The sequence below is a fragment of the Stenotrophomonas sp. 115C5 genome (genome assembly GCF_056861055.1).
The window spans coordinates 220,955-247,130 of sequence record NZ_JBSPUQ010000004.1; the positions used below are offsets into that span (position 1 = coordinate 220,955).

Annotated in this window: 23 protein-coding genes; 11 read left to right on the forward strand and 12 right to left on the reverse strand. The window is 65.7% G+C overall.

Annotation, left to right across the window (positions count from 1 at the left end):
• Positions 1-12 precede the first annotated feature (12 nt).
• Positions 13-723: an ABC transporter ATP-binding protein gene (locus AC13FN_RS07915; protein ID WP_248853508.1), complete on the forward strand. Its 711-nt coding sequence runs from the start codon at positions 13-15 to the stop codon at positions 721-723.
• Here the strand turns inward: AC13FN_RS07915 and AC13FN_RS07920 are convergent.
• The 3 genes from AC13FN_RS07920 to AC13FN_RS07930 all read right to left on the reverse strand — a co-directional run bounded on the left by AC13FN_RS07920 (position 720) and on the right by AC13FN_RS07930 (position 3,512).
• A complete protein-coding gene (locus AC13FN_RS07920; RefSeq protein ID WP_482984449.1) occupies positions 720-2,492 on the reverse strand; it encodes an asparagine synthase-related protein in 1,773 nt (590 codons plus the stop codon). The two genes, AC13FN_RS07915 and AC13FN_RS07920, sit on opposite strands and share 4 nt — an antisense overlap.
• An 81-nt stretch (positions 2,493-2,573) precedes the next feature.
• Positions 2,574-3,275, reverse strand: a complete 702-nt coding sequence (locus tag AC13FN_RS07925; protein ID WP_010485615.1) for a lasso peptide biosynthesis B2 protein — start codon at positions 3,273-3,275, stop codon at positions 2,574-2,576.
• Between the two features lie 84 nt (positions 3,276-3,359).
• Positions 3,360-3,512 (reverse strand): hypothetical protein, encoded by a 153-nt coding sequence (locus AC13FN_RS07930; protein ID WP_162531805.1) that lies wholly within the window; start codon positions 3,510-3,512, stop codon positions 3,360-3,362.
• 192 nt (positions 3,513-3,704) lie between these two features.
• On the opposite strand from AC13FN_RS07930, the gene AC13FN_RS07935 reads away from it, so the two are divergent.
• The gene (locus tag AC13FN_RS07935) at positions 3,705-4,631 is read left to right on the forward strand and encodes a hypothetical protein (protein WP_329764435.1); all 927 of its coding nucleotides are present in this window, start codon (positions 3,705-3,707) and stop codon (positions 4,629-4,631) included.
• 68 nt (positions 4,632-4,699) lie between these two features.
• On the opposite strand, the gene AC13FN_RS07940 is transcribed toward AC13FN_RS07935, so the two are convergent.
• Both AC13FN_RS07940 and AC13FN_RS07945 read right to left on the reverse strand, forming a co-directional pair.
• The gene (locus AC13FN_RS07940) at positions 4,700-5,443 is read right to left on the reverse strand and encodes a FadR/GntR family transcriptional regulator (RefSeq protein ID WP_032127248.1); all 744 of its coding nucleotides are present in this window, start codon (positions 5,441-5,443) and stop codon (positions 4,700-4,702) included.
• 102 nt (positions 5,444-5,545) lie between these two features.
• Positions 5,546-8,437 carry a TonB-dependent receptor gene (locus AC13FN_RS07945; protein WP_413408130.1) on the reverse strand — a complete coding sequence of 964 codons (2,892 nt, stop codon included), beginning with the start codon at positions 8,435-8,437 and terminating at the stop codon, positions 5,546-5,548.
• Between the two features lie 241 nt (positions 8,438-8,678).
• Here AC13FN_RS07945 and AC13FN_RS07950 point away from each other — a divergent pair, with 241 nt between their 5' ends.
• From AC13FN_RS07950 to AC13FN_RS07975, 6 genes are read left to right on the forward strand one after another with little or no spacing between them, the layout of a single operon-like run.
• Positions 8,679-10,118: a polysaccharide lyase 6 family protein gene (locus AC13FN_RS07950; RefSeq protein ID WP_482984448.1), complete on the forward strand. Its 1,440-nt coding sequence runs from the start codon at positions 8,679-8,681 to the stop codon at positions 10,116-10,118.
• A complete protein-coding gene (locus AC13FN_RS07955; RefSeq protein WP_478412561.1) occupies positions 10,115-12,343 on the forward strand; it encodes an oligoalginate lyase in 2,229 nt (742 codons plus the stop codon). The genes AC13FN_RS07950 and AC13FN_RS07955 overlap by 4 nt, the downstream gene beginning before the upstream one ends.
• Positions 12,340-13,644 (forward strand): MFS transporter, encoded by a 1,305-nt coding sequence (locus tag AC13FN_RS07960; RefSeq protein ID WP_049409651.1) that lies wholly within the window; start codon positions 12,340-12,342, stop codon positions 13,642-13,644. Before AC13FN_RS07955 ends, AC13FN_RS07960 begins: the two co-directional genes overlap by 4 nt.
• 60 nt (positions 13,645-13,704) lie before the next feature.
• Positions 13,705-14,457, forward strand: coding sequence for an SDR family NAD(P)-dependent oxidoreductase (locus AC13FN_RS07965; protein WP_049409649.1), 753 nt, complete (start codon positions 13,705-13,707; stop codon positions 14,455-14,457).
• A gap of 14 nt (positions 14,458-14,471) precedes the next feature.
• Positions 14,472-15,659: a GDSL-type esterase/lipase family protein gene (locus AC13FN_RS07970; RefSeq protein WP_482984447.1), complete on the forward strand. Its 1,188-nt coding sequence runs from the start codon at positions 14,472-14,474 to the stop codon at positions 15,657-15,659.
• Positions 15,660-15,669: 10 nt separating this feature from the next.
• Positions 15,670-16,689 (forward strand): sugar kinase, encoded by a 1,020-nt coding sequence (locus AC13FN_RS07975; RefSeq protein WP_482984446.1) that lies wholly within the window; start codon positions 15,670-15,672, stop codon positions 16,687-16,689.
• A gap of 10 nt (positions 16,690-16,699) precedes the next feature.
• Here AC13FN_RS07975 and AC13FN_RS07980 read toward each other — a convergent pair whose 3' ends face one another.
• From AC13FN_RS07980 to AC13FN_RS07990, 3 genes are all read right to left on the reverse strand, one after another.
• Positions 16,700-17,557, reverse strand: a complete 858-nt coding sequence (locus tag AC13FN_RS07980) for a retropepsin-like aspartic protease (RefSeq protein ID WP_482984445.1) — start codon at positions 17,555-17,557, stop codon at positions 16,700-16,702.
• A gap of 159 nt (positions 17,558-17,716) precedes the next feature.
• Positions 17,717-19,168: a S41 family peptidase gene (locus AC13FN_RS07985; RefSeq protein ID WP_482984444.1), complete on the reverse strand. Its 1,452-nt coding sequence runs from the start codon at positions 19,166-19,168 to the stop codon at positions 17,717-17,719.
• 87 nt (positions 19,169-19,255) lie between these two features.
• Positions 19,256-20,830, reverse strand: a complete 1,575-nt coding sequence (locus AC13FN_RS07990) for a S15 peptidase family protein (protein WP_482984443.1) — start codon at positions 20,828-20,830, stop codon at positions 19,256-19,258.
• 187 nt (positions 20,831-21,017) lie between these two features.
• Between AC13FN_RS07990 and AC13FN_RS07995 the strand changes: the two genes are divergently transcribed.
• The 3 genes from AC13FN_RS07995 to AC13FN_RS08005 all read left to right on the forward strand — a co-directional run bounded on the left by AC13FN_RS07995 (position 21,018) and on the right by AC13FN_RS08005 (position 24,121).
• Positions 21,018-22,289 carry a hypothetical protein gene (locus tag AC13FN_RS07995; RefSeq protein WP_482995104.1) on the forward strand — a complete coding sequence of 424 codons (1,272 nt, stop codon included), beginning with the start codon at positions 21,018-21,020 and terminating at the stop codon, positions 22,287-22,289.
• 291 nt (positions 22,290-22,580) lie between these two features.
• Complete coding sequence (locus AC13FN_RS08000) at positions 22,581-23,321, forward strand: DNA/RNA non-specific endonuclease (RefSeq protein ID WP_049433772.1); 741 nt, start codon at positions 22,581-22,583, stop codon at positions 23,319-23,321.
• Positions 23,322-23,425: 104 nt separating this feature from the next.
• Positions 23,426-24,121, forward strand: coding sequence for an HAD family hydrolase (locus AC13FN_RS08005; protein ID WP_482984442.1), 696 nt, complete (start codon positions 23,426-23,428; stop codon positions 24,119-24,121).
• A 7-nt stretch (positions 24,122-24,128) separates the two neighbouring features.
• Here the strand turns inward: AC13FN_RS08005 and AC13FN_RS08010 are convergent, their stop codons facing one another.
• From AC13FN_RS08010 to AC13FN_RS08025, 4 genes are read right to left on the reverse strand one after another with little or no spacing between them, the layout of a single operon-like run.
• The gene (locus AC13FN_RS08010) at positions 24,129-24,359 is read right to left on the reverse strand and encodes a hypothetical protein (protein ID WP_010485559.1); all 231 of its coding nucleotides are present in this window, start codon (positions 24,357-24,359) and stop codon (positions 24,129-24,131) included.
• Entirely contained in the window at positions 24,356-24,781 is a 426-nt protein-coding gene (locus tag AC13FN_RS08015) for a VOC family protein (protein WP_460132575.1), read from the reverse strand. Before AC13FN_RS08015 ends, AC13FN_RS08010 begins: the two co-directional genes overlap by 4 nt.
• A gap of 10 nt (positions 24,782-24,791) precedes the next feature.
• Positions 24,792-25,253: a helix-turn-helix domain-containing protein gene (locus tag AC13FN_RS08020; protein WP_482984441.1), complete on the reverse strand. Its 462-nt coding sequence runs from the start codon at positions 25,251-25,253 to the stop codon at positions 24,792-24,794.
• Complete coding sequence (locus AC13FN_RS08025; protein WP_054171811.1) at positions 25,250-26,176, reverse strand: LysR substrate-binding domain-containing protein; 927 nt, start codon at positions 26,174-26,176, stop codon at positions 25,250-25,252. The genes AC13FN_RS08020 and AC13FN_RS08025 overlap by 4 nt, the downstream gene beginning before the upstream one ends.

Here is a 26,176-nt window from a genome sequence, read left to right on the forward strand (position 1 = left end):
GGTACATCACACATGCTGACTGCAACGCATCTGGTCAAGGAACACGGCACGCATCGGGCGCTGGATGATGTGAGCTTCACGGTGCGCCCCGGCGAGATCTTCTGCCTGCTGGGTGCCAACGGGGCCGGCAAATCGACCACGATCAAGCTGTTCCTGGGCTTCCTCGAACCCACCTCCGGATCCGCCGAGGTTGATGGGCTCAGTGCCTGGCAGCAGCCACACGAGGTACGCCGGCGCCTGTTGTACATCCCGGAGAACGTGGCGCTGTATGACGAACTGACCGGCTATGAAAACCTGGATTACTTCGCGCGCCTGGCTGCGGTGGAGCAGCGCTCGTCCGCACGGCTGAAGGACGCGCTCAGGTCGGCCGGGCTGGCGCCCGAGGCATTCGGGCGACGCGTCGGGCTTTACTCCAAGGGCATGCGCCAGAAGGTGGGCATCGCGCTGGCCATCATCAAGGAAGCCAGGGCACTGCTCCTTGATGAGCCGACGTCGGGCCTGGACCCGACCGCCTCGGCCGAATTCCACGAGCTGATCGTGCGCCAGCGCGACCGCGGCACGGCGATCCTGATGGCCACCCACGATCTGTTCCGTGCCCGCGAAGTGGCAACGACCATCGGACTGATGCAGGCCGGCAGGCTGCGCAGGACGCTGGATGCCAGCACGATCACCGCCAATGATCTTGAGAGCCTCTACCTTGAGGAAATGAGCCGGAGCACCTAGGCCACGCCGGCTGCGGGCATGCCTGGCGCGCCCATCCAGCGCCTGAGCCAGGCTTCGATGTTGACCTGCGGACCGAAGATGCCCAGCACCTGGGATGAGTGATCGGGGCTGACCCTGCGGATGCCCGCGTCGGCCGATGCGCTGTCGATGTAGCCCCGCCGGGCCAGCAGGCCATCCACCAGCAGGCCCCTGATGAACTGCTGATGCCGCTGGGTGACGGCCACCGAGTGATCGTCCAGGTAGGACTTCACCTTGCGCGAGAGCAGCGCCTGCGGCAGCAGGCCCTGCAGTGCACGACGCGCGATCGTCCTGTCTTCCGCGCCGGCCATCAGCAGGTGCAGCGGCAGGCGGGCGAACAGTTCCACCACAGGCTGTGCGCTGATGGGTGATACGCCGTGCCAGCGTCCTGCACCCTCGAAGGGATCGAGCACGCTGGTCGGGAAGATCATCCGGCCAATATGCGCCAGCTTGTGCGGAGACAGCCTGTACCCCTGTGCGCGTGCATGCCGCAGCCAGGCCGGCGGCAGGCCATCCTGTTCGGACGCATCCACCTTCACCCATTCGCACGGGTTGCCCCAGCGGCCGTTGATGCTGCCTGGCTTCTTGAACATGCCATGGACGAAGGCATCCTTGAATACCCCGTACAGCGAATCGCCCGACTGCGCAGTTTCGAACGCGACACGGAAGAAGTCGCGGTCGATCCCACGCCGCCACGCATAATCGATGGCAGCGGCATTGCCCTTGAAGCGGAGGAAGACCGCATCGCCGCCGACACCGGTGAACTGCACCGTGTCCGCGTCGACATCCACGTCGCGCCGATGCAGCAGGTAACCCGAGCAATGCGCAGGACGCGCGGTTCGCGGGAAGTCCATGATCTCTTCCAGCGAGCAGTGCGGCTGCCGTTGGTACTCGACGAACTCGCAGCTTCTTCCGGAGGATTCACTGGCACCGGCAACGGCCATGCGCGCGAACATGCGCTCATCGGCACCAATGCCGGCATCGTAGTGATGGACGCATTTCACCTCCGGTGCGGAGGGTGCATGCAGCAGGCCGGCGAGGACGATGGAGGAGTCCAGCCCGCCGGACAACTGAAGCTGGATGCATCGATGCTGGCTCGCCAGCGCACCAATGCAGCCCAGCAGCGTTGCACGTGCCAGCTGCACGGCTTCCTCCAGATCTTCGATGGGCGCTTCACTGGCCTGCCGCACCACATCCCACTGGTAGTGCCGGCCGATCGGCCGGCCATCACGGATCGTCACTGCCTCGCCCGCCTCGAGCGCGGTGACCTCCTCGAAGCCTGTCTGCAGGCCGTCACGGAACGGGAACAGCAGCGAGTAGGACAGGAACGACCAGTCGACGTTGAAGTCACCCACTCCCAGCAGCAGGCAGTCTTCCATGCTCGAAAAGACCACCGTCAACTGATCGACCGTGGTCATGTAGCACGGAATCTCCGCCGTCGGATCGCGCAGCACGAACCAGCTGGCGGTATCCGGCTGGTAGCCCACGGCAACGTAGCGCCCCCAGTACTGCTCCACCAGGCTCCTGCCCTGCGTACTGCAGGCGGCGTCTGCCGAGGCAGCATCGGGAAATGCCTGTGCGGGAACGGTATCGGCGGCGAACACCTTGTGGAACAGCTTGCCGAGTACCACCAGCGGGCCGGACCGGCTGCACTCGAAGTAGCCGGGGTTGTCGGTCTGGGCATAGATGGCGCCGCCGCTGCCCTTCATCACGCAGGCGATTCCGGGGCGGTCTGCCTCGATCCGTTCCATGGCCTGCAAAGCCTGCGCACGAGCGGATTCGGAATGTTCGTTCCAGAACAGAGCGATGTATCGGTACATGCCTCAGGCCGGTTACAGCACCAGGATGGGCGTCATCCGGCGCAGGTTGAAGGGGATGTCGGTCAGGACCTGGTCGCCGTGCTGCAACCAGCAATGCGCTGCGAACGGCTGGGTCCGCACCGCGAACACCCACGCCGGAACGATGCCGTACCGCGACAGGAACTCACGCATGGCCAGGCAGTAGAGGAAGCACTCATCGGTCTTCCTGAAGGCGATCGGTCGCAACCAATCGAACACCCGGACCAGGAGGGCCAGCTGCTGCAGATCCACCTCGCCCGGCGTAGCTTCCTGACCGCGCCTGCGGGCTGCCGACACCGTGTAGCTGAAAGGCAGGAACGTCCTGCTGCAGGCCGCGCGCGTGACCGAGGCCAGGAACCGGCGCACATCGCGGGCCGTGATCGGCGGACATCCTCGGGACTCGCCCTCGCGCACCCAGTGCCGGGGCAACGCGATTTCGGCGCTTGCTGCGGATTTGCCACGCAGCGGATCCTGGGTGATCAGGCGCCGATCAAGCAGCGACTGCAGCATCCTCGGGCTCGGCGCTCCATCGGAAGCCAGGGGCCAGTCCTGCACCAGCCCGCCAAGCGCCGCCGCTCCGCGCCGATCGATGGAGAGATAGCTGCCGGAGGCCTGATCAAGAATGACCATTGCGTCACCGGTCACACAGACATGTGCGTGCTTCGAAAGAAAGTAGGTGGTTTCAGGCTGGTCCATCGCGAGCGTGATCTCATGCTGCTGCAGGCATCAGAGCGGTGCATGCGGGGGGCATGCACCGCAGGTCATGCAGGGTGCGATGGATCAGGGCGAGGTGGTCGGGAAGACGCCATCCCACAACGTGCCGTGGTTGTGCGCCTTCGTTTCGGAAACCACCGAGCCCAGCTCGATCAGTTCACTCTGATCTTCGTGATTCTGCTCACCAGCCACTACGCCCAGCTCAATCAGTTCGTTCATGAACATCTCCTCTAGTCAGTGGATGCACCCACGCGATGCAGCGAATGCACAGCGGCCAAGCCAGCGTCGCCCTGCGTGTTTCAGGACGATTGCCGCCAAGGCACGTAAATGTTACGATATAACATATTATTTTGGTGTGACGGCCGACCGTGATCGGGCGTCGCTGCAGCGACTCCCAAGAGAGCGAGATGGATGCCCACCGAGATCAATGACGATGGCCTTGATTCCACCCTTCTGCTGAAGGGCCTGTTTCCGCTGCCGAAGTTCATCCGCTTCGTCAGGGAGCGTTGCCCACCAGGAAGCTTTGACGAAGCGATGCTGGTGGAGCAGTGGCGGGAAGCCCGCGCCCTGGTGCGTCGCCTTCATCACGACGAAGCAGACCACGCCGATGCCATGGACGTCCTCGCCCTGCCGGAAGAGATGCGGCCACTGGCCGAGCAGGCGCTTCGCCAACCCTCGATGCACCGCATGACGAGCGTGGTGCCCCGCAGTTGGCAGATGGTGGAGATCGACCGGCTGGTGGTCTTCCAGGAGTGCATCAACCTGCGCCACATCGATCAGCTTGCAGCGGCCACGGCCGCGTCACCCGATGCATGCGAGATCATGGAACTGGTGGCGCGACGTGGACGCCACGCACATCCGGAGGTGCGCTTTACCCAGTCCGATGGCAGCTACACTTTCGCATCTGCGTCCAATGACCTGCGGTTCCTCGACGTGGCGACGATCGACCCTCGCACCATCGCCGGTTACGAGCCGTTCGGCGCGGCCAGCCACGCCCTTGTCATCTATCTCGGTTTCAGCGACAACCTGATCAGCGCCACACGTATTGGCCGCCGGATCATCCTGACCAACGGCTCGCACCGGCTGTACCTGCTGCGCAGGCTCGGCTTCCGCCATGCCCCCTGCCTGGTGACCGATGCGTCCGACAGTGATCTGTCCGACGTGTTGCTGCCAGCCGCAGTGAAGCAGGATCGGCCGTTCTATCTGGGCGCTTCGCGACCGCCGATGTTCAAGGACTACCTGGATCCAAGCCTGACCTGCACCGTGCCGGTCACCCGCAAGCACTATGCGCTCAGGGCCAAGCTGGATCTGCAGCGGATCACGGTTCCAGCGGTGTAGAAAGGCCGTGGGCATCAAGCCCGACGGCGGTAGCCAGCCACATCAGGTCGTCGCCCGCAGAACGCCTTTCAGATACGCGTCGTCGCCATGAACCGTTCGCGGTCCTGCTGCGTGCGGCGGCGGATCTCCTCCAGCGCCTGGCTTTCGGTCGCCTGCAGCATGGCTTCGAACAGGCGCTGGAAGTGATGGCGCATGGCATTGCGCGCGGCCACCGGATCACGCGCACGCAAGGCTTCGAAGATCGCCATGTGCTCGTCGGCACGGCTGGCGCCATCATCATGGCAGACCCGTGCATAGACCTCGGTCACCCGCGGCAGTTCGCTGCGCATGCGCCAGATCTGCTGCACGAAAAACTCCACCACCGGGTTACCGGAAAGCCGTGCGATGGCCAGGTGGAAACGGCGATCGTACTCGCCTGCTTCCGCATCGCTCAGGTCGCGACGGCACAGCGCTTCGGCCAACGCCTGCAACTCGGCAATGCCGGCATCATCCAGATTGCTGGCAGCCAGCGCGGCAGCCTCGGCTTCGAATACCGCGCGAGCAGCGGTGAGGTCAAAGGCGCTGACATCCGGCAGCCCGCCGGACGCCTGCGTCGGACGCGGCTTCACATGCACGCCCGATCCGATGCGGATGGCGATCCAGCCCTGTGCTTCCAGTGCGATCTCGGCTTCGCGGATGGTGACCCGGCTGACACCGAACCGTTCGGCCAGTTCACGCTCGCCCGGCAGCCGCGAGCCCGGCGGAAATTCGCCGTCCTCTATCAGCTTGCGGAGCTTGGCGGCGATGGTCTGGTAAAGGCGGTTGGCGGACATGCGGCTGACCCTTGGCGATTCCCTCCGGGTCCCTGCCCTGCCACCGCGGCCGGCAAGGGTCCGGTTGGAGCGACGGCGCGACCACTGGCCGCGCCGCCCTGTTCAGAACTTGTATCGTACACCGAAATACGCACGCCGCCCGTAGGTCACCACTTCGCGGAAGTTCCCATAAAGCGGCTGGTAGGCCACGCGCGGCTCATTGGTCAGGTTCATCATCTCCAGCGACAGCGACAACTGCTTGTTCACCCGGTAGCGCAGGCGCAGGTCCACGCTGGTGTTGTCATCGTAGTAGCGGTTCTGCTGCGCGGTATTGCCGGTGAAGTCCTGGTAGTAGTGCGAGCGGAACTTGCCGATGGCCTGAATGTTGAAACGTCCGACGTCCCAGTAGATCGAACCTGACAGGACGTGCCGCGAGAAGCCACTGAGACCCGCCGGCGGCACGATCGCCGGAATGATCGTGCCATCACTGGCCAGCTGCTCGCCCAGTCGCGAGTCCTGGGTCCGGTAGTCGGCATCGGCGTAGTTGTAACTGACCTTGAAGCCCAGCCCGTCGAACGGCTTGGGCAGGTACGACAGTCGATGGGTGGCGGTCAGCTCGAAGCCGGTCAGCGTGCTGTCCTCGTCGGTGGTTACCTGCTGGCGCACCGGCACGGTCACGCTCTGGCCGTCGATGGTGTAGGTCTCCGGCACCAGCGCCGTGGCGGTGCCGCCGTTGAACTGCTTCCAGTACACCGCGCCGGCCAGCATCGTGTCCGGGTTCGGGTACCACTCCAGGGAGAGGTCACCGTTCCAGGACATCAGCGGCTGCGCAGCGGGGTTGCCACTGGCGCTGATGTCATCGAGCGCGTCGGCCAGATTGCCGTAGGTGGCATCACTGCTCACGTTGATGGTGCGCCCGGCACCCAGCGCGGCGATGTCCGGCCGTGACATCGCGCGGTATGCACCGACCCGCAGCAATACGTCCGGGCGGAGTTCGAAGGCCGCGTTGAGGCTGGGCAGCAGCTTGTCGTTGCCCGCCTTGAACACCTGCGTGCTGTACTCGCCGGTGGGTTGCAGGCGGATCGTCCCGTCACCGTTGTCCTCGATACGCAGACCGGTACGCACGCCTTCGGAGCGGACATCGGTCTTGACCCAGCGCAGGCCGAGGTTGCCGGTCACCGGCAAACCGAACAGGCTGCTGCTGAACTCGCCCATCAGATAGAGCGCGCGCGTCTTCTCGGTGATATCGACATTGTTCGGATCCTGGAAACCCGGATCCAGCCCGCTGTCGAGGCTGCCACGGAACGACTGGTACAGGCAGTTCGGATCGAAGTACGCCCACGAGGAGATCGTGTTGCCGCTGGCGGCATCCATGAAGTCATCCTGGGGGAATGGTGCACGGCAAGCTTGATTGGCAGCGATGATCTTCGCCTTGTCGGTCGCCACGCGCTGGTCGTAGTCGGTTACCAGGGTGTTGTCGCGCAGGCGGTAGTCTGCCTGGCTGGCGCGCACGCCGCCCTTGATGCGGGTGAAGAAACCGGACTCGGGCATGAAACTGGCATCGAAGCGGCCGGCCTTGATCTTATGGTCGTTCTCCGTTGCGCTTGAGGTCACCCGCGCCGCCCCGGTGTAGGCGTCCCAGTTGGTGGGGTCGAAGTTCGGCGCCAGGGCAACACTGGGCACTTCGCCGTGCCAGTCCCAGTCATAGTCCACGTAGCCGGTGGCACCACTGCTGATGCCGGGCACGACGGCATTGTTGACGTCGCGCTGGTTGGCGCGCAGGCGGGTCATGCGCTCGCTGTCGAGGCGATTGGTGTGGGAGTACGAAAGATCGGTGGACAGCTCCCAGGCCGGGGTCGGTCGCAGGATCAGGTTCAGCCCACCCCCGGTGTATTCCTCGCCACGCCAGTAGCGGTTTGAGGTGGAATCAATCGAGGTGCTGCCGTGCAGGTGGCGCACGATACCGTCCTCGTCAACCTCGCGCTGGGTGATGCCGCGGCGAGCATTGGACAGGCTCAGATCGCTGCGGTTCTCGTACCAGTTGCGCTCGGTGTGTTCGAAGTCGAGGTTCACTTCAACCACATCATTGGGCCGCCACTGCAGTGCGGCGAACTCGCTCTGCCGGTCGTTGCGCTCCTGCTTGAGCCGGTAGATGCGGCTGCTTGGCACCAGGTAGTACGGCGCGCCGTTGGCGATGGCCTGCGCGGACACTTCATTGCAGTTGGCATTGCCCACGTTCTGCGTGCCATCGCAGGCATACCAGGTGGAACCGCTGGTGATGCTCTCTTCCGGATCAGTACCGTCCAGACGCTGGAAACCCAGCGAAATGCCCAGCTTCTGCCCGTTGCCGAACTCGAACTGGTCGATGTAGCTGGCGGTGCCGCGGTAGCCGATGCCGTCGTCGTCGCGGTACTTCTTGTCATACTCGGCCCAGCTGCCACGCAGATCGATCTGCGCCGAGCGCTTGCCGTATTCCAATGGCCGTACTGTTTCCAGGCCGATGGTACCGGCCACGCCGCCTTCGATGATGTCGGCGCGCTGGGTCTTGTAGATGGCCACCGTATTGATCAGCTCGGCGGGGAACATGTTGAAGTTCACCGAGCGGTCGCCGCTGCCGTTGGTGATTTCGCGGCCATTGAAATTGGTACTGCTGAGGAAGGCGCCGAGGCCGCGGATGGAGATTTCCGAGGCGCCGGTCTTGTCGCGGGTCGAAGCGGCGCCGGTCAGGGTCTCGATCGCATCGGCCAGCGAGGGCGCCGGCAGGTCGCCGATGTCATCGGCCGAGAGCACATCTGCAATGACGGTGTCGTCGCGCTTCTTGTTGATCGAACTCTGCATCGATTCGCGGATGCCGGTGACCTGCACCTGGTCCAGCGTGGTGGGATCCTGTCCTGCCGCGTCCCTGCTGGATTGCGCCTGGGCCGCGGGCAGGCCCGCCAGCACGGCGAGCAACGCCACGATCAGGGGTGTGGGGGACAACGAGATGCTGTGCACTGCTCCGGCGGATCGCCGCATGGTTTCCTCCTCCCAAAGGATCGCCTGCATGCCAGGCGTGGGACGCAGCTTCGGCACGGTGACATGAAAATGTCAACCAATTGGTATGCAAATGTTTAAATGCCTTTGATCCATACCAGTTGATCGCAATTTAATGTGCTTCTGCAGCATGACTTTGCGCGAAGGCTGGCTTACAACAGACCCGAAAGTGGTATGCAGACCCACCCTGAAACGACGGCCGGGCCGTCCCTGGAAGGATTTCATGCGCATTCACTCGCTGGCGCGTCACCCGTCCAACAATCCATCACTGTTTTGCCTGGCCACTGGTCTGGTCATGTGCCTGACCACTTCAGCTGCAAGTGCAACCAGCTGGCTCGTCCACGATGTTGCTGAGTTCACTACAGCCGCCTCGACGCTGCAGCCCGGCGATGAGATCGTGTTGGCTGACGGCATCTGGACCGACGCCCGGTTGCTGCTGAAGGGCCAGGGCACGGCAGCCGCGCCGATCGTGCTGCGCGCGCAGACCGCCGGCGAGGTCGTGCTCAGCGGGCGCTCGGACCTGCGCCTGGCAGGGAGCTACCTTCAGGTGTCCAACCTGGTGTTCCGCAACGGCTACGCACCGGGTGATGCGGTGGTGGCATTCCGCGAGTCGAGCAAGGCCGTCGCCAGCAACAGCCGCGTCACCGGCCTGGTGATCGACGACTACACCAACCCCGATGCCAGCGACCAGGACTACTGGGTTTCCTTCTATGGCAGCCACAACCGCCTCGATCACAGCCAGCTGCGCGGCAAGACCAATGCCGGGCCGACCGTGGTGGTGGTGCGCGATGCCACCCAGGGCCTGGACAACCAGCACCGCATCGACCACAACTGGTTCGGCCCACGCCCAGCGCTGGGCGTCAACGGCGGTGAAACGATTCGCGTCGGCACCAGTGACACCTCACTGAGCAATTCCAACAGCACGGTGGAGAACAACTGGTTCGAAGGCTGCGACGGCGAGACCGAAATCGTCTCCAACAAGTCTGGCGGCAATACCTACCGCGGCAACGTGTTCTATCGTTCGGCCGGCGCATTGACCCTGCGCCACGGCAATGGCAACCGGGTGATCGACAATGTCTTCCTCGGCGATGACAAGGCCGGCACCGGCGGCGTACGCATCATCAACGCCGACCAGACCGTCAGCAACAACTACTTCGAACGACTGGCCGGGTCCAGCAACCGTTCGGCACTGGCGGTGATGGATGCGCAGGCCAATCCGCCGCTGTCCGGCTATGCGCCGGTGGTGAATGCCACGATCAGCCGCAACACCTTCGTGGACGTGGCGAAGATCAGTTTCGGCGTCGGCCATGATGAGGCGAAGGGCATCGTGGTGGCCGCCAGCAACAGCCGCTTCACCGGCAACCTGATCGTCAACCGCACCAGCAGGAACCCGCCCAACGCCGCCAGTTCGCTGGCCGGTATCGACTTCAGTGGCAACGTGCAGTCGCCGGCAGCCAGCACTGTGTTCCCGGGAGGCGTAGAGAGCCGTGGTGTCAGCCTGCAGCAGGCTGATAGCGGATTGTGGGTTGCCACGCCTGCCCTGCCCGCCGTGGGTGCCGATCCTGCCCTGGCGATGACCGCGCGCGAGGCGACCGGCGTTGCCTGGTATCCCAAGGCGGGCGAAGTTGCCCTGTCACGCACCCGCAATGGAGTTGATCGATGAGGTTGCAGCCGCTGTTCGTTTCCCTGGCTTTGGCCGCCCCCTTCGCCCTGCTGCCGAGCGCATCGCTGTTCGCAGCCCCCACTGCTGCCGTGCGACAGGCCGAGGCCGCGCCGGTGCTGGTCACCGCCGCACAGTGGCAGCAGATGGCCAGCGAAGGCCGCCGCTACCCGTGGTTTTCCAAGGAACAGGCGCGCACCGAGGCGACGCTGAAGAAGATGATGAAAGCCGGTATCGACGTGCCGGTACCCAAGGACAAGGGCGGCGGGCGCACCCATGAACAGCACAAGCGCAACTACCAGGCGCTGCTGGCGGCGGGCACGCTGTACCGGCTGACCGGCGACAGGGCCTACGTGGACTATGCGCGCGACATGCTGCTGCAGTATGCCCAGCTCTACCCGACGCTGGGCCCGCACCCGGAAGGCCGTGGGCAGATTCCCGGGCGCGTGTTCTGGCAGGTGCTCAACGATTCGGTATGGCTGGTCAACGCCATCCAGGGCTACGACGCGATCCGCGACGCGCTGTCCGCCAACGACCGCAACACCATCGAATCGAAGGTGTTCCGGCCAATGGCCGAGTTCCTCGTCAGTGAGCCGAAGAACTACGACCAGATCCACAACCACGCCACCTGGGCGGTGGCCGCCACCGGCATGACCGGCTACGTGCTGCGCGACCCTGAGCTGGTGGAGAAATCCCTGCGCGGCAGCCGGAAGGACGATCAATTCGGCTTCCTTCGGCAGATCGACCTGCTGTTCTCGCCCGATGGTTACTACGAGGAAGGCCCCTACTACCAGCGCTATGCACTGGCGCCGTTCCTGCTGTTCGCCAATGCCATAGAACGCAACGAACCGCAGCGGAAAATCTTCGCGCGCCGTGACGGCGTGCTGTTGAAGGCCGTGGATGTGCTGGTGCAGTCCAGCTACAACGGCTTGTTCTTCCCGATCAACGACGCCATCCTGGACAAAGGCATCGACACCGAAGAGCTGGTGGCCGGCATCGGCATCGCCTATGCGCGTACCGGTGATGACCGCCTGCTGTCGGTGGCCCAGCAGCAGAAGCGCCTGCTGCTTTCGCCCGAAGGGCTGGAGGTGGCGCAGGCGCTGGCGGCGAACAAGGCCAAGCCTTTCGACTACAGGCCGATGCTGCTGCGCGACGGCCCTGACGGCGACCGCGGCGGCTTGGCCATTCTGCGCATGAACGGCGAGCGCGGCCAGGCGCTGGTGCAGAAGGACACCATGCAGGGCATGGGACACGGCCACTTCGACAAGCTCAACTGGCTGTTCTACGACAACGGCAACCCGGTGGTGACCGACTACGGCGCGGCCCGCTTCCTCAACGTGGAAGCCAAGCGTGGTGGCATCTACCTGGCCGAGAACCGCAGCTGGGCCAAGCAGACCGTGGCCCACAACACCCTGGTGGTGGACGAGCAGAGCCACTTCAAGGGCGACTGGAAGCGCGGCGAGGAGCATGCCCCGCAGATGCGCTTCTTCCAGGCCGATGCCGATACCCAGATCGCCTCGGCAACGATGCGCGATGCGTATCCAGGCGTGATCTTCACCCGCATCCAGGCGCTGCTGCGCCACCCCGACCTGGGCCTGCCAGTGGTGCTGGATCTGTTGCAGGTACACGGCGACAAGGCCGCCCGCTACGACCTGCCGCTGCACTTCAACGGCCACATCATCACCACCGGCTTCGAGGCCGAACACTTCCCCGCCCAGCGCCCGGTGCTGGGCAAGGACAACGGCTACCAGCACCTGTGGCTGGATGCACGCAGCAAACCCGGCAGCGAACCGCGTTCGCTGGCCTGGCTGTTGGATGGCCGCTTCTACACCTACCGCTTTGCCAGCAGTGCGCCAGCGCAGGCGCTGCTGGTGGAAAGCGGCGCCAACGACCCGGAATTCAACCTGCGCCGCGAACCCGCCCTGCTGCAGCGCGTGGAAGGCCAGAAGGACGTGACCTTCTTCAGCGTGCTGGAGCCTCATGGCGAGTACAACGGCACCGCCGAGTACGTGCACGGCGCCGACAGCCGCATCAAGGATATCGTTCGCGCCCGCAGCAGCGATGCCGAGGTGATCGAGCTGCGCCTTGCCAGTGGAGCCCGCATCGCGCTGGGCGTGGCCGATGACAGCAGCGCCAAGGGCGAGCACAGCGTGACCGTCGACGGCCATGCCTACCGCTGGAGCGGCAGCCACGCGCGCATGGACCGCAGCAAGGGGGACGCGAAATGAACGGCCCTGCGGTGGTGGCCAACCTGCGCAAGGTGCCGGTGCGTTCAGCAGTGCGCTGGCTGATCGTGGGCCTGATCGCCGTGGCTACGGTCATCAACTACATCGACCGCAACGCACTGGCAGTGATGTGGCCGGAAATCGCCAAGGAAGTGGGCGCGACCAAGGATGACTACGCCCTGCTGGTGACGGTGTTCATGCTGTTCTATGCCGCCGGCCAGTTCCTGTTCGGGCGCCTGTTCGACATGATCGGAACGCGCCTCGGTTTCGCCCTGTCGATCAGCGTGTGGTCGATCTCCATTGCGCTGCACTCGATCACCCATTCGATGCTGTCTTTCAGCCTGGTGCGGGCGATGCTCGGCATCAGCGAAGCGGGTGCGTGGCCCGGCGCGGTCAAGGCCAATGCCGAGTGGTTCCCGGCACGCGAGCGCGCATTGGCGCAGGGCGTGTTCAACGCGGGTGCGTCGATCGGCGCGATTGTCTCCGCACCGGCCATCGCCGGCCTGTACCTGTGGCTGGGCTGGCGCGGCACCTTCGTGCTGGTCGGTGCGATCGGCTTCCTGTGGCTGCTGCCGTGGCTGTTTGTCTACCGCGCCGGCCCGGACAAGCACCCGTGGGTGAGCGATGCGGAACGCCGCTTGATCATGGAAGACCAGACCGGGCAGCAGGATGTCGCCGCGCCGAAGGTGAGCGTGCGTTCGCTGCTGGCCCATCGGCAGAGCTGGGGCATGCTCGCCTGCCGCTTCCTGCTGGACCCGATCTGGTGGTTGTTCGTGTCCTGGCTGCCGATCTACCTGGCCGAAACCTTCGGCTTCGACATCAAGCAGATCGGCCTGTTCGCCTGGGTGCCGTTTGTCGGCGCGATGCTGGGCAGCCTCAGCGGCGGCTGGCTGTCCGGGCGGATGATCCGTGCCGGGCACAGCGTGGACCGCGCCCGCAAGCTGGCCATCACGCTGGGCTGCGTGATCATGGCCCCTGCCCTGCTGGCTGCCGTGCTGGCCAACCAGCCGCTACTGGCGGTGCTGGCGATCGCCGCCGTGCTGTTCGGCTTCCAGGTGGCCATCGGCAACATCCAGACCCTCCCCGGCGATCTGTTCGACGGCCGCTCGGTGGGCACGCTGGCGGGCCTGGGGGGCCTGGCCGCCGTGGCCGGCACCTTGATCACCACCTGGCTGGTGCCGGTGCTGACCCGCCACTCCTACGCCCCGATCTTCATCCTCGTTGCCGCGCTGGTGCCGCTGTCGCTGGCTGCGCTGTGGGGGTGGACCGGGCCTATCCAGAAGCTCGACCGCCGCGGCGGCTGAGCCTGGGTCACCTTCTCTTCCAAGTACATCCATTCCCCCGCAAACCAAGGAGTTTTCCGCATGTCGTTCCAGGACAAGGTGGCCATTGTCACCGGCGGTGGCCGCGATATCGGCCGCGCCGTTTCGATCAAACTGGCTGCCGCCGGTGCACGCGTCTGCATCAACTACGCCAATGATGAAGCCAGTGCCCAGGAAACGCTGGCACAGATCCAGGCGGCCGGTGGCCAGGCCATCGTGCATCGCGCCGATGTCACCGATGCCGCTGCCGTCGCCGGCCTGGTCGCTGCGGCACAGGCCGCGTTTGGTGAGCGCATCGACCTGCTGGTGAACGTTGCCGGTGGCATGGTGCAGCGTCGCCCGCTGGCCGAGATCGACCCGGCGTTCTTCCACACGGTGATGGACCTCAACATCACCTCCACCTATCTCACCACGCACGCGGTGGTGCCGCACATGCGCGAAGGCGCGGCCATCGTCAACTTCGCTTCGCAGGCAGGGCGTGATGGTGGCGGCCCGGGCGCATCGATCTACGCCACCGCCAAGGCGGCGGTGATGACCTTCACCCGTGCCATGGCCAAGGAGCTGGGGCCGAAGGGTATCCGGGTAAACGCACTGTGCTGCGGCATGATCGCCACCCGCTTCCACGACGAGTTCACCAAACCGGAAGTGCGCACGGCCGTTGCCGGCGCCACCCCGCTGCGCCGCCAGGGTGCGCCGGACGAGGCCGCTGACGCCGCTGTATTCCTGGCTTCGGATGCGGCGGCGTTCATTACCGGTGCGAATCTGGACGTCAACGGCGGCACCTACTTCTCCTGACTGGAATCCTGCCCATGCAGCGCTGGACACTCCTGCTTTCATTGGCGATCTGTTCCGCCACGGCCACGCCTGCTGTGTGGGCCGCACCCGTGTGGGTCACTGCCTGGACGGCCGCGCCCGCGCCCGACCGCAAGGACGGAACGCCCGATGCGCCGGTACAGTTCGCCGCACAGACCGTGCGCCAGGACATCCGGGTTGGCAGCCGCGGGGATGCGCTGCGGCTGCGCATCAGCAACGAACTCGGCACGGTGCCCTTGCGGGTCGAGGACCTGCGCCTAGGAATGAAGAACGGCAAAGCCGCACCACTGCCGGTAACAGTGGATGGCCGCGCGGTCATCGAGGTGCCGGTGGGTGCCGCACTGCTGAGCGATCCGGTGCGGATGCCGGTGGCGGCACTGCAGGAAATCAGCGTGAGCGCCTATTTCCCGCAGCCTACCCGTCCCGCCGTGCGCCGCACCGAGCTGCGGGTAGCGGATGGCAGGCAGGCAACCGTCGCCGACAGCGTGCGGATGAGCTACCAGCAGAACGTGTTCTCGGCGGTGATGGTGCAGCGTGATGATCGTCCCCAGGTGATCGTGGCGCTGGGCGATTCCATCACGGAAGGCGCCACGGCCCGTCGCGGCACGTTCAACCAGTGGCCAGAGCGTCTGGCGCAGCGGCTGCAGCAGGCCTGCCCGGACAGGTTTGTGGTGCTCAACCAGGGCATCAGCGGCAACAAGCTGCTTGACCATGGCCGCAGCCACAGCGCCCTGTCACGATTGGATCGCGATGTGATCGCGGTGGCCGATGCCGATCAGGCCATCCTGTTCGAAGGCATCAATGACATCCGCCACAGTGGTGGCGCGCAGCCGCTGCCTGGACGCAACGCGGCGGACATGCTGCTGGGCTATCAGCAGGTTGCGGCGCGGCTGCATGCGCACGGCATCCGCGCCTGGCTGGGTACGTTGACCCCATTCGGCGGCTCCGAGCGCTACGAGCCCGTGTCCGCAGCCACTCGCACCACGATCAACCAGTGGGCGCGCGGTGGGCAGACCGGGTTCGATGGCATCATCGATTTCGATGCCGCGCTGCGTGATCCGAAGCTGCCCGAGTCACTGCCGGCCGACATCACCCGCGACCACCTGCACCCCAACGACGAAGGCTACCGGCGCATGGCCGATGCCATCGATCTGCGCATGCTGGGCTGCACCGCCACCGACTAAGAGAGAACCGATGAGCCGCGTCGTTTGTTTCGGTGAATTGCTGCTGCGCCTGGGCGCACCCGGCCGTGAACTGCTGCTGCAGACGCCGCAGCTGCAGGTCCATGTGGGGGGCGCCGAGGCCAATGTGGCCGTCTCGCTGGCCTGCCTAGGCCATGACGTGCAGATGGTCAGCACGGTGCCCGACAACGTACTGGGACGGCATGCGGTGGCCGAGCTGCGGCGGCATGGCGTGGGCGTGGACGGTGTTCGTGAAGTGGATCGCGACCGCATGGGCCTGTACTTCCTGGCCACCGGTGCGGTGCAGCGCGCCAGTGAAGTGGTGTATGACCGGGCGGGCTCTGCATTCGCAAACAGCAGTGCCAAGGATCATGCGTGGCCCACTCTGCTGTCCGGCGCGCACCTGCTGCATGTCTCGGGCGTGAGTCCGGCGCTGGGTGCCAACGTGGCCGAGACGGTGCGGGGGGGCGTGCGTGCGGCTCGCGCGGCCGGCGTCCAGGTGTCCTTCGACGGCAATTACCGTCCCTCACTGTGGCGACGCTGGGGTGGCAACGCAGCGGCGATCCTGCGTGAGATCTTCGCCGAGGCCGACATTGCGTTTGCCGATCATCGGGACATCGAACTGGTGCTGGGGCTGCACTTTCCGCAGGACGATGCGGTCGCTCGAACAGAAGCCGCTGCGGCGGCCGCGTTTGCCACCTTCCCGCACCTGCAGTGGCTGGCCTGCACCCAGCGCGACGTGGTGAGTGCAGATCATCACATCCTGGGCGCGCTGCTGCTTGGGCGCGACGGCACGCGGGCGCAGGCACCACCGCGCCCGCTGCCCGGTATCGTTGATCGCATCGGTGGTGGCGATGCCTTTGCCGCCGGCATCCTGCACGGATTGCTGTCCGGGCTCGACGCAGAAGGCACCGTACACTTCGGACTGGCTGCGGGCGCGTTGAAGCACGCCATTCCCGGCGACTTCAGCCCGGTGGCGGAGGCGCAGGTGCTGGCTCTGCTGGGCAATGCAGGCGCGGATGTCCGGCGCTGAACGCGCGTGATCACTCCGCCGGCGCGGTGACGAAGCGACGATTGGGGCGCAGAAAGATGCTGCCGGAACGGGCATCCAGCAGGATATTGAACTGCTGCAGCACTTCGCTGCCAAGCGTCCCGTCGTCCGTGGATCCTTCGTCATCGACAGTGATCGAGGCTTTCTGCCCTTTCAGTTGCAGGGTCGAAATGCTGGCCTCGGGCACACGCACATCCACCGCGCGTATCTTCCGGCCCGCGCTGCCGCTGAACTGAGACGTTCCAAGTCGTTCCGGGAACGCCTCCTGCAGGCGGTGGGCGGTGCCGAAGGCATAGGACAGGTCGATGTTGCCGTTGCTGCCGGTGTCCAGGGCAAGCCAGGGCGCAAAGGTGCTGCTGCCGTTGCCGAGCGAGACCTGGATCACCGGGACGTTGCCAATCCAGCGCACGTTGGCCCGAACATACCCGGCAAGGTCGGGAACATCGTCGTGCACGCGCAGCAGACTGCGGTCGTAGTCGATTTCCAGGATCTTGCCCTGGAAGAAGGTCCAGCCCAGTACCGCATCGAAGGGTCGCCCCTTGTAGTCGATCACCACCGCTCCCATCGGTCGCTGCACGCTGCCGATCCGGACCGCGTTGTGCGTGCTGTAGTCGAGAAGCGTGACGCCATCGGAACCGGTGTTCTCGCTCTGATCGTCAATGACCAGCTTCGCGTCCTGCTGGATGTGCCTGGCAACCGCCATGGCCGACGCGCCGGTATCGATGAGAAAGCGCAGTGGTCGCGAGCCATTGATCGTACCCTCGACATAGATCCGGTGATCCTTGCCCTGCTCGAAGGGAATTTCGGTGACCGCAGCACCGGCTGCGAAAGGCACCAGCATGATCGACATCGCGCATTGAAGCGCAGTACGAGGCAGTCCGCACATCCGAGGGCTCCTTCCGTCAGTAGAGCCGCAGCGGGTGCCGTGCTCATTGCGGGTTGGATGCCGCGGCCGGTGAAAAGGTTTAATGCATCCGTGCTGCGTCACCGGCAGGCCACCAGGACCGGATCATCGTCCGGAGATCCACGCTTCAAGTGCTGCGGTGTCCCGCATGTCGCCGTCATAGCGACGATCCGGAACATGTGGCTCATTCGAGCCGCGCACCCGGCCTCGGAAAACCTTCATCGGCACGGAGATCCTGGCCAGGCCGCTCGGGAGCCGCTCTGGCCGGACATCCATGTAGAGGCTGTCGGCCGACGTCTCGACGCCGACCTGCATCGCGCCCAGCCGCTTCCACAGGTCCAGCGCATCCAGGCAGGCCGAACCACAGGCGGCATCAGCCACGACCACCACCCTGCCCTTGTGTCCGGGCCCGGCCCGCTCTACCTGCGATAGCGCGGCGGCCGGATCATTGGTGGGTTCCCGCCACAACGGCTGGCCTTGCTCCCTTGCCTGCGCCATCCCTGCGGTTACGGACTCCAGCATATGAAGCAGCGCCGGTGATGCGTCAGGTGCCTGCTCCAGTTTCTGCAGAAAACCACGGAGCTGGGCGATGTTGGGTTCGGACGCCCGCCACTCCACCCAGCTGTCGTCACGCACTGCATCCACGGCCTCGCGCCCCCAGATCAACCGCGCCAGCGCGATGCTCCAGTGCGACGCACCGCCGCTGTTGCCGCGCACATCGAGCACGATCAGGGGCGCCTGCTGCAACGCGTCGGTCGCCGGGGTGAGTTGCTGCAGCATCCGGGTGAGCTCCTGGAAATTGGCCGCAGCGGGATCGGCGTTGAAGCTGCTGGTGGTGATCCAGTAGCCACCGCCTGGCATCGTGTGCCAGCCATTGGCTGGGCGGACGCTGCGGCGGGTATCGGCCAGGCGTTCCTTTCGGCTTCCCGGATCAAGTGGCGCCCAGCGCAGCGTATGGCGCTGTTCTCGACCATTCACACGAAAAACGCAGCTGCTCAGCATGGGCACGAACGGATTGCCCTGCTCCAGCAGCACTTCACCGCCACCATGGATGCGGCTGGCCTGCAGGTTCCAACGCCCGCTGAAGTCACCCACCCGGCGCGCAGCCAGCGTCTGCGCATCGACACCATCACAGGACAGCAATCGAGCCCCAAGCGGCGGATGGCCCGGACCACCATCCACGGCCATGACCACCTGCACATCGCCGTCGAAGCCGGTCAGGAACCCTGGCCATTGCGTTGGAAGATCGGGAGCGTCGGCAAGCGCGTTGAGACTGACATGCCCATCGTTGAAGGACGCCGCATAGCCCTTCATCGCCCACCAGTAGCCCGCGAAGCTGTCGACCCTGCCCGCGCGCGAGCGGGCAAGCGCCGAGGCTGCCTCCAACTGGGGAACGAAGCCGGGATTGCGCCGGTCGACCGTGCCCGGATGACTGTCGCGCATAGCTGCATCGGCTGCATCCAGATCTGCCAGCAGCGTGCGCGACCAGTCGGTTGGAACGCCTTGCGGAATGGGTGTGGCAAGCACCGCGCCCATCAGAAGCCCTGCGATGATCATGCCGGCACCCCTCCCTTGGATCGATCTCCAGTCTCGCAGTTTTCCAGCCTGGCAACCCGCGCCCGCCGCAACGGGCGCGAACGCACATCAATGCAGCGGCACCTTCAATACCGAAGGCGCATTGGCCGGCGAGCTGAAGGTCACCGCCCCACCCAACTGGCTGATGCCCGCATACCGCAGATCCACCGTATCAACCACCAGGGTCAGGCGGCTGCCGGCCGGAACGTTCCAGCTGCTGGCTTCCAGTCGCAGGTCGATGGTCTTCGCCTGGCCCGGTGTGGCACCCCGCAGCGTATAGGGCTTGTGGCTGATCAGCTGGCCGTTGCCCAGCACGTCTTCCGCATAGAGGTAGGCGTACAGCGTGGTGTTGGCGCGACTGGGGATAACCGTCAAACGCACTTCCGGTGCGCCATCCAGGCGCCGCGCGCTCCATTGAACCGGTCCCTGCCAGACGCCGGCCGCGCTGCGGCCAACGAACGGCACATAGGCACCCGGCGGCAGGTTGATCATCTGCAGTGCACCTGAGGCCATCGCCACACCGGAATTGGCGGCGGTCAGCAGGCCACTGCCGATGCGGTAGTTCCAGCCGGTGCTGCCACCGTTCTCCGCCAGCCCACCCGTTGGCAGCAGCAGGCCTTTGGGTGCGGTCAGCGCATAGCTGACGGCGCCCGCATTGGTCGCCTGCCAGTTCGGGTAGGTGCTCCAGCTGCCCTTCTGCGACTTCAGCTGCACTGCAGGCTGCCGGTCGATGCCATTGGCCTCACCCTTGAGGTAATGGTCGAACCAGTCGCCCACCGAATCGTAGACCTCGTTGGGAATACCCAATGCGCCAAAGGCTTCGTTGAGCGCGTGATCACCATGGCGCAGCTGGAGCTGTTTGGGGCCCTTCAGGCGGTTGAAGAAATCGACCAGCTGGCCCGGCGGGAACAGGCTGTCGTTGAAGGCGTTGGCCAGGAACACCGCCGGCTGGTTGGCGTTGATCTCATCGATGCTGGACCCAGGGCTGCGCTGGGCCGCCACCGGCAACAGCGAGTCCACCGCGCCCTGGTAGTTGCCGACCAGCACATTGCGATTGATGGTCGTCAGTTCCGGTCCCGGGCGACCGGTAGCCAATCCTGCGGCCACCAGCAGCGCGATGCCCTGCGCGCTGGGGGTATCGTTGCTGTACAGCGAGGCCTGCAGGTCGGCCCAGCCGCTCAGTGCGGCCACTGCCTTGATGCGAGGGTCGCGCGCCGCCGCCAGCAGGCTGGTGCCGGCGCCGTAGGAGATGCCCGAAACGCCGATTCGTGACGGGTCGGCGCGGGTGTTGTCCAGCGCCCAGTCAATCAGCGCACTGACGTCCTCGACGGTGGCCGGCCCGGCGATGTCGATGCTGCCGCCGGATTCCCAGAAGCCACGCGAGCTGTAGCTGATGACCACATAGCCACGCCGCGCCAGCGACTGCGCCACGCCCACGTATTCCACGCTGGGCACCGCCCAGCTGCTGGGCATCACCAGCAAGGGATACCGCCCGCTGCCCGCGTCCTGCGGTTCGATGACGAAGGCCCCGAGAGGCGTTCCATCCCAGCTGGGAATGGTGCGATGGGTGGTCTTGACCGTGGCCGCCCAGGCGGTGGGCGCCAGCCCGGTCAGCAGGATCAACAGCAGCAATACCTTGCGCATCGTGGTCTCTCCCCGTCGGTGGTGGTGCAACGGATCGGACCGTACCAGTGCGAATGGTGACAGGCACCTTGCGGCGCAGCATGACGTCTGCTGCATTGTCGCAGCCTTTGGATCGATGCTATGACGGGGTACTTCCCAAGGATGGACGGATACCATGAGGCCCCGGCCACTCTCACTTGCCGCCCTGATGCTGGGTGCAGTCGGCCCCGTGTCTGCGGACGGACCCGCGCTGTCCGACGTCGCGGCCGGCGCAGTTTTTGAAGAGGCGGAAGCGCTGTGCCAGGCCGACAACGGTCGACTCTGGGGAGCGTCGCTGTGTGGGCCGATGATGCTGGTAGACCGGACCAGTCGACGGGTCACGGCATCCCATGCAGATGCACAGGGCCGCCTGCAGGTACGTGGAAAGGTCTTCGTCGGCCAGCTTCCGCCGGACGCGATCATCGCCAACACTGCCGTCGAATGGTCCGGCACCCGCTGGACGCAGCTGCTCTGGCCGCTGCCACAGGACGAAAGCCGGCGACGCACGCTGCTGGCCCACGAGATGTTCCATCGCCTGCAACCCGCATTGTCGATCGAAACGCCGGCAGAAGGCGGCAATGAGCACCTCGACACGCTCGAAGGGCGCTATTGGCTGCAGCTGGAATGGCGTGCACTTGCCGCCGCACTGTCCGCAACCGACCCCGGCGCACAGCGCAACGCGATGAACGATGCGCTCGCGTTCCGTGCTGAGCGTTACCGTCACTTCCCAGCCGCCGCCCGGGACGAGGCCGCGCTGGAGTTGAACGAGGGCCTGGCCGAGTACACCGGCGTTCTAGTCGGCAATCCAACTCGCGCTGCGCGCATCGAAGCTGCACTTCATGACCTTCGCGCCCATGTGGGTGATCGCAGCTTCGTCCGTTCGTTCGCCTACGCGACCGGCCCGGCCTATGGCCTGCTGCTGGACCAGGTTGCGCCCGGATGGCATCGCAATCCTGGCCATCCCGCCCGGGATCTCGGCTCACTTCTGGCAGAGCGCACGCACACCACTCCACTCACCGACGAAGCTGCACTGCTCACCACGGCAGCGCGTTATGACGGGCCTGCGCTGCGCGAAACGGAAGTGCAGCGGGAACAGCAGCGCCTTGCGCAGCTTGAACGCAACCAGGCCCGCTTTGTAACCGGCCCGGTACTGCGGCTGGATCTTCGCAGCATGCGCATCCAGTTCGACCCAGGCAACATGCAGCCGTTGCCTGGCAGCGGCACGGTGTATCCCACGATGCGGCTGAGCGACGTATGGGGAACGTTGACGGTCACCGACGGAGCTTTGATGCAGAACGACTGGAAGGCCGTGATCGTGCAGGCGCCTGCATCGGGCGAACTGCCCCTGCAGGATCATGGATGGACGCTGAGCCTGGCGCCCGGATGGTCGCTGGCACCTGGAGCGCGCCGCGGCGACTACGTGTTGCGGGCACAGCCCTGAGCCTGGTGGCGAAGGGGACCGCCCCGCCCTAGCACGCGCGCGTGTCAGCCACGTGCCGCGTGATCTGACACATCACCAGTGCTTGCGGGCTGTCACAGCTTCGTCTTTTCGTCGTTGACCGAAAGGCGACAGCTTGTGACGCTTACGACACCGCAGGGTCGGCATGGCCCCACCCGCTCGGTCACGTCCCACCGCAATCCGCTGCACCCGACTCCGCACCGTCTCCCCATGACCTCGCCCTGCCAGGTCGAGGCGGACGGCTGCGCTCTGAACTTCTGCTGGAGAACCGCAATGCGCCTTGCAAGCTTCTTCCTCGCGTTCGTCCTCAGCGCCGTCGCCGGCGCTGCCCAGGCCCAGGTCGTCACCCTCAACAAGGGCGGCTTCGTGCTCACCTACGACTGCAGCATCCACAGCGCCACCCGCTACGAGTACACGCTCACCGCCGACACCGGCTCGGCCGCGCGCCCGTCCAGCTTCTACAAGGACCCGGACCTGCCGGCCGGCTGCCTCGGCCAGAACAGCACCGCCTCCTACGCCAGCATCAAATCCGGCTATGACCGTGGCCATCTGGTGACCTCCAATCACATGGACTACAACGCGACCTACATCCGTCGCGCCAACTACATGACCAACATCGTCCCGCAGGTCTCCAGCTTCAACCAGGGCATCTGGGTAAAGGCCGAGAACGTGGCCGAGTGCTACCGCGACATCGCGCCGGTGGATGTCTATGGTGGCGTGGTCTATGGCGATGCCTCCAACGACTACTTCCTTTCCAGCCACGGCATCCCGACGCCGGAGTTCTTCTGGAAAACGATCATCACCCGCGACCCGAACACCGGCACGGCCAAGGCGATCAGCTGGATCATCCCCAACGAAGCGAACCTGGGCAGCCTGGACAGCTACCTGGTGACCATCGCCGATCTGGAGGAGCTGCTGGGCGCCAGCTACGTGGCCATCAACGCGCCGGCCTCGCTGAAGAACATGCTGCCGGCGAGCACCTGGCCGCAGCCAGCCGGGTGCGACCTGGGCTGACCAGGCCTGCTGGAATGGCTGGCATCCGGTCCGGGTGCCAGGCCGGGACGACTATGGGAAAATGGCGGGCAATTGCACCATCGCATTGCCCCCTGGAGCTGTAGATGTCCCGTTTCCCGTTTGATGCCGTGCTGTTCGACTGCGATGGCGTACTCGTCGATTCCGAGCCGCTCGTCGCCCGCGTGCTCTCGGAGATGCTGACTGAGCGCGGCTGGCCGCTGACCCCAGCGCAGGCGGGTGAAGTCTTCCTCGGCCAGTCGGTGGCCCATCTGGCCGGGCTGATCGAGGAGCGCACCGGCAAGCCGTTCACCGAGGCGTGGCTTGAAGAGTTCCGCCAGCAGCGCAACCGGGCACTGGAACGTGACCTGGAAGCGATCCAGGGGGCACCCGAGGCCGTGCGTGCGATCGCTGCGGCCACCGGTGGGCGGATCGCCTGCGCCTCCGGCGCCGATCTGCTAAAGGTGAAACTGCAGCTGGGCAAGGTCGGCATCCTCGATGCCTTCGGCGACCACGTCTACAGCGGCCAGGACATGCCGAACACCAAGCCGCACCCGGACGTCTACCTGGCGGCCGCTGCCGCGCTGGGTGTGGATCCGAAGCGCTGCGCGGTCATTGAAGACACCGTGACCGGTGCGACCGCCGGTGTGGATGCAGGTGCCACCGTGTTCGGCTTCAGCGAGGGCGGCCCGCACCACAGCACGCCCGAGGCTCTGCGCGCGGCCGGTGCCCAGGTGATCTTCCAGCGCATGGAAGATCTTCCCGCACTGCTGGCGGCCTACACCGCCGACGCTGCCGCCTGACCCGGCGTCAACCCGCAGCGCCCTGCCCGGCGCTGCGGCACCTGCCGCTGTAGTGCAGCGCAAACAGGTACAACCCGGTGAACAGCTGCAGGAACAACGGCGGCAGCGGCGCATAGGTGATCCACGCCGCCGGCTCGCCCTGCCCCAGCCCGCGCGCCACGAAGTTGGCGATCACGGCCAGGGTGAACACGATCGAGGTCCAACGATGCACGGGCCGTGCCCAGCCACCGCGGCTCATTGCCGGCGCCTCGCCTCGGAACGGGCTTCGATCATCTTCCAGCCATTGCCCGATGGGTCGCGGAATCCGGCATCGATCGCACCGAATCGCTCGATCGGCTCCTGGGTGAATTCCACGCCCTCTGCCAACCACTGCGTGTAACGCGCCTGGCAGTCATCCACAGCCAGCACCAGGGGCGGCATTGCGCCTTTGGCCACCAGCTGCTGCAGCGAAAGCGCGGTGGCCGCATCGTGGGTGGGCGGACCCGGCACGAACAGGCCCAGCTGGAAACCGTCCTGGCCCGGGCTGCGTACCGTCAGCCAGCGGTAGCTGCCATTGCGCACGTCGGTATGCACTTCGAAACCGAGCTTGCCGACGTAGAACGCCAGCGCCTCATCCTGGTCGCGCACATACAGGCCGACCGTGTTCACAGAATTCGTCATGGGACCTCCCTCAGGTAGGGTCCACGTTAGCAATCGCCTCGCGGCGGCGCTTCTCCAGAACTGCGATCTTCAGGTCCGGGCGCTGCGCGGCGCGTGCGTGGCATTCCGGCACACTGGCCGACGCCGCCTGGCCAGCACGCTCACGCTCGCGCACAGTGCCCGGGCTGTCACCGGTGATGTCACGGAAGATGCGGCCAAAGGTACCCAGGCTGCGCCATCCGGTCTGCGCGGCGATTTCGGTCACCGCCAGATCGGTATCACGCAGCAGCGCCACCGCCCGTTCGATGCGGCGGCTGAGCAGATAACGGTGCGGCGGCAGCCCGAAGGCCTGCTTGAACGAGCGGGCGAAGTGCGCCGGCGACACCGCACTGACCTCAGCCAGGCGCGCGACGGGCCATTCCTCATGGCTGGCCCGATCCATCCGGTCCTTGGCGCGCAGCAGGCGCCGCAGCAGTTCGGGGCTCTGGCTCATGGCATTACCGCCCGGGCCAGGTAATGGCGGGCTGCATGCCGCGCCTCGGCGGCCTGCTGGACCAGCCAGTCACGGAATGCAATGACCTTGGCACTGCCACCTCGCGCCGTGGGTGCCACGAACCAGAAGCTGCGACCGTCGCTGGCGACCCCCGGATGCGCCTGCACCAGGCGCCCGCTATCCAGCTCGGCCTGGAACAGGATCGGCGAACCGATGGCAATGCCCTGCCCTGCGATCGCGGCGCCGACATCCAGATGCTCGACGGCAAAGGGCGCGACGAAACTCTCCGGTGCCGGTGGTGGCATGTGCCCGTGCGCGGCAAACCACAGGGCCCACCAGTCCGGCCGCCCGAGCAAGGGAATCTCCAGCACGCTGCTGCCCAGCCCACGCGCCGTCGGCAGCAGCGCCGGCGCACACAACGGTGTGAACACGCTGGGAAACAAAGGAGTTGCCTGAAGACCTGGCCATCCGCCCTGGCCATTGCGGATGGCCGCATCGAAGTGACCGGCGGCCAGATCCTGCGGCGCTGCCGACAGGTCCAGCTCCAGCACGAACTGCCGGTGGCGGGCGCGGAACGTGCCCAGTCGCGGCGTCAGCCAACTGGTGCCCAGCGTGGGCAGTACAGACAGGCGCAGTCGCGCCGCATCCATGTCTGCGGCGCGCATGAAGCTGGCGCGCAGTGCATCGAATGCCCGGGTGGCCTCCTGCGCGACGCTGGCCCCCGTCGCCGTCAGTTCTACGTGCTGTGCATGGCGCAGGAACAGGCAGGTACCGGTCTGGGCCTCCAGCCGCCGCACGTGGTAGCTCACCGATGCCGCGCTGGTGTCGAGCTCTTCGGCGGCACGCGCGAAGCTGCCCAGCCGCGCCGCCGCCTCGAAGGCACGGATGGCGGCAAGCGACGGAAGCTGGCGTTGGGTCACCAT

Excerpts from the sequence above, each read along its gene's own strand:
- AC13FN_RS07915 (WP_248853508.1), top strand. The coding sequence starts at position 13 with ATGCTGACTGCAACGCATCTGGTCAAGGAACACGGCACGCATCGGGCG.
- AC13FN_RS07920 (WP_482984449.1), bottom strand. The coding sequence starts at position 2,492 with ATGGAACGGATCGAGGCAGACCGCCCCGGAATCGCCTGCGTGATGAAG.
- AC13FN_RS07925 (WP_010485615.1), bottom strand. The coding sequence starts at position 3,275 with ATGGACCAGCCTGAAACCACCTACTTTCTTTCGAAGCACGCACATGTC.
- AC13FN_RS07930 (WP_162531805.1), bottom strand. The coding sequence starts at position 3,512 with ATGAACGAACTGATTGAGCTGGGCGTAGTGGCTGGTGAGCAGAATCAC.
- AC13FN_RS07935 (WP_329764435.1), top strand. The coding sequence starts at position 3,705 with ATGCCCACCGAGATCAATGACGATGGCCTTGATTCCACCCTTCTGCTG.
- AC13FN_RS07940 (WP_032127248.1), bottom strand. The coding sequence starts at position 5,443 with ATGTCCGCCAACCGCCTTTACCAGACCATCGCCGCCAAGCTCCGCAAG.
- AC13FN_RS07945 (WP_413408130.1), bottom strand. The coding sequence starts at position 8,437 with ATGCGGCGATCCGCCGGAGCAGTGCACAGCATCTCGTTGTCCCCCACA.
- AC13FN_RS07950 (WP_482984448.1), top strand. The coding sequence starts at position 8,679 with ATGCGCATTCACTCGCTGGCGCGTCACCCGTCCAACAATCCATCACTG.
- AC13FN_RS07955 (WP_478412561.1), top strand. The coding sequence starts at position 10,115 with ATGAGGTTGCAGCCGCTGTTCGTTTCCCTGGCTTTGGCCGCCCCCTTC.
- AC13FN_RS07960 (WP_049409651.1), top strand. The coding sequence starts at position 12,340 with ATGAACGGCCCTGCGGTGGTGGCCAACCTGCGCAAGGTGCCGGTGCGT.
- AC13FN_RS07965 (WP_049409649.1), top strand. The coding sequence starts at position 13,705 with ATGTCGTTCCAGGACAAGGTGGCCATTGTCACCGGCGGTGGCCGCGAT.
- AC13FN_RS07970 (WP_482984447.1), top strand. The coding sequence starts at position 14,472 with ATGCAGCGCTGGACACTCCTGCTTTCATTGGCGATCTGTTCCGCCACG.
- AC13FN_RS07975 (WP_482984446.1), top strand. The coding sequence starts at position 15,670 with ATGAGCCGCGTCGTTTGTTTCGGTGAATTGCTGCTGCGCCTGGGCGCA.
- AC13FN_RS07980 (WP_482984445.1), bottom strand. The coding sequence starts at position 17,557 with ATGTCGATCATGCTGGTGCCTTTCGCAGCCGGTGCTGCGGTCACCGAA.
- AC13FN_RS07985 (WP_482984444.1), bottom strand. The coding sequence starts at position 19,168 with ATGATCATCGCAGGGCTTCTGATGGGCGCGGTGCTTGCCACACCCATT.
- AC13FN_RS07990 (WP_482984443.1), bottom strand. The coding sequence starts at position 20,830 with ATGCGCAAGGTATTGCTGCTGTTGATCCTGCTGACCGGGCTGGCGCCC.
- AC13FN_RS07995 (WP_482995104.1), top strand. The coding sequence starts at position 21,018 with ATGCTGGGTGCAGTCGGCCCCGTGTCTGCGGACGGACCCGCGCTGTCC.
- AC13FN_RS08000 (WP_049433772.1), top strand. The coding sequence starts at position 22,581 with ATGCGCCTTGCAAGCTTCTTCCTCGCGTTCGTCCTCAGCGCCGTCGCC.
- AC13FN_RS08005 (WP_482984442.1), top strand. The coding sequence starts at position 23,426 with ATGTCCCGTTTCCCGTTTGATGCCGTGCTGTTCGACTGCGATGGCGTA.
- AC13FN_RS08010 (WP_010485559.1), bottom strand. The coding sequence starts at position 24,359 with ATGAGCCGCGGTGGCTGGGCACGGCCCGTGCATCGTTGGACCTCGATC.
- AC13FN_RS08015 (WP_460132575.1), bottom strand. The coding sequence starts at position 24,781 with ATGACGAATTCTGTGAACACGGTCGGCCTGTATGTGCGCGACCAGGAT.
- AC13FN_RS08020 (WP_482984441.1), bottom strand. The coding sequence starts at position 25,253 with ATGAGCCAGAGCCCCGAACTGCTGCGGCGCCTGCTGCGCGCCAAGGAC.
- AC13FN_RS08025 (WP_054171811.1), bottom strand. The coding sequence starts at position 26,176 with ATGGTGACCCAACGCCAGCTTCCGTCGCTTGCCGCCATCCGTGCCTTC.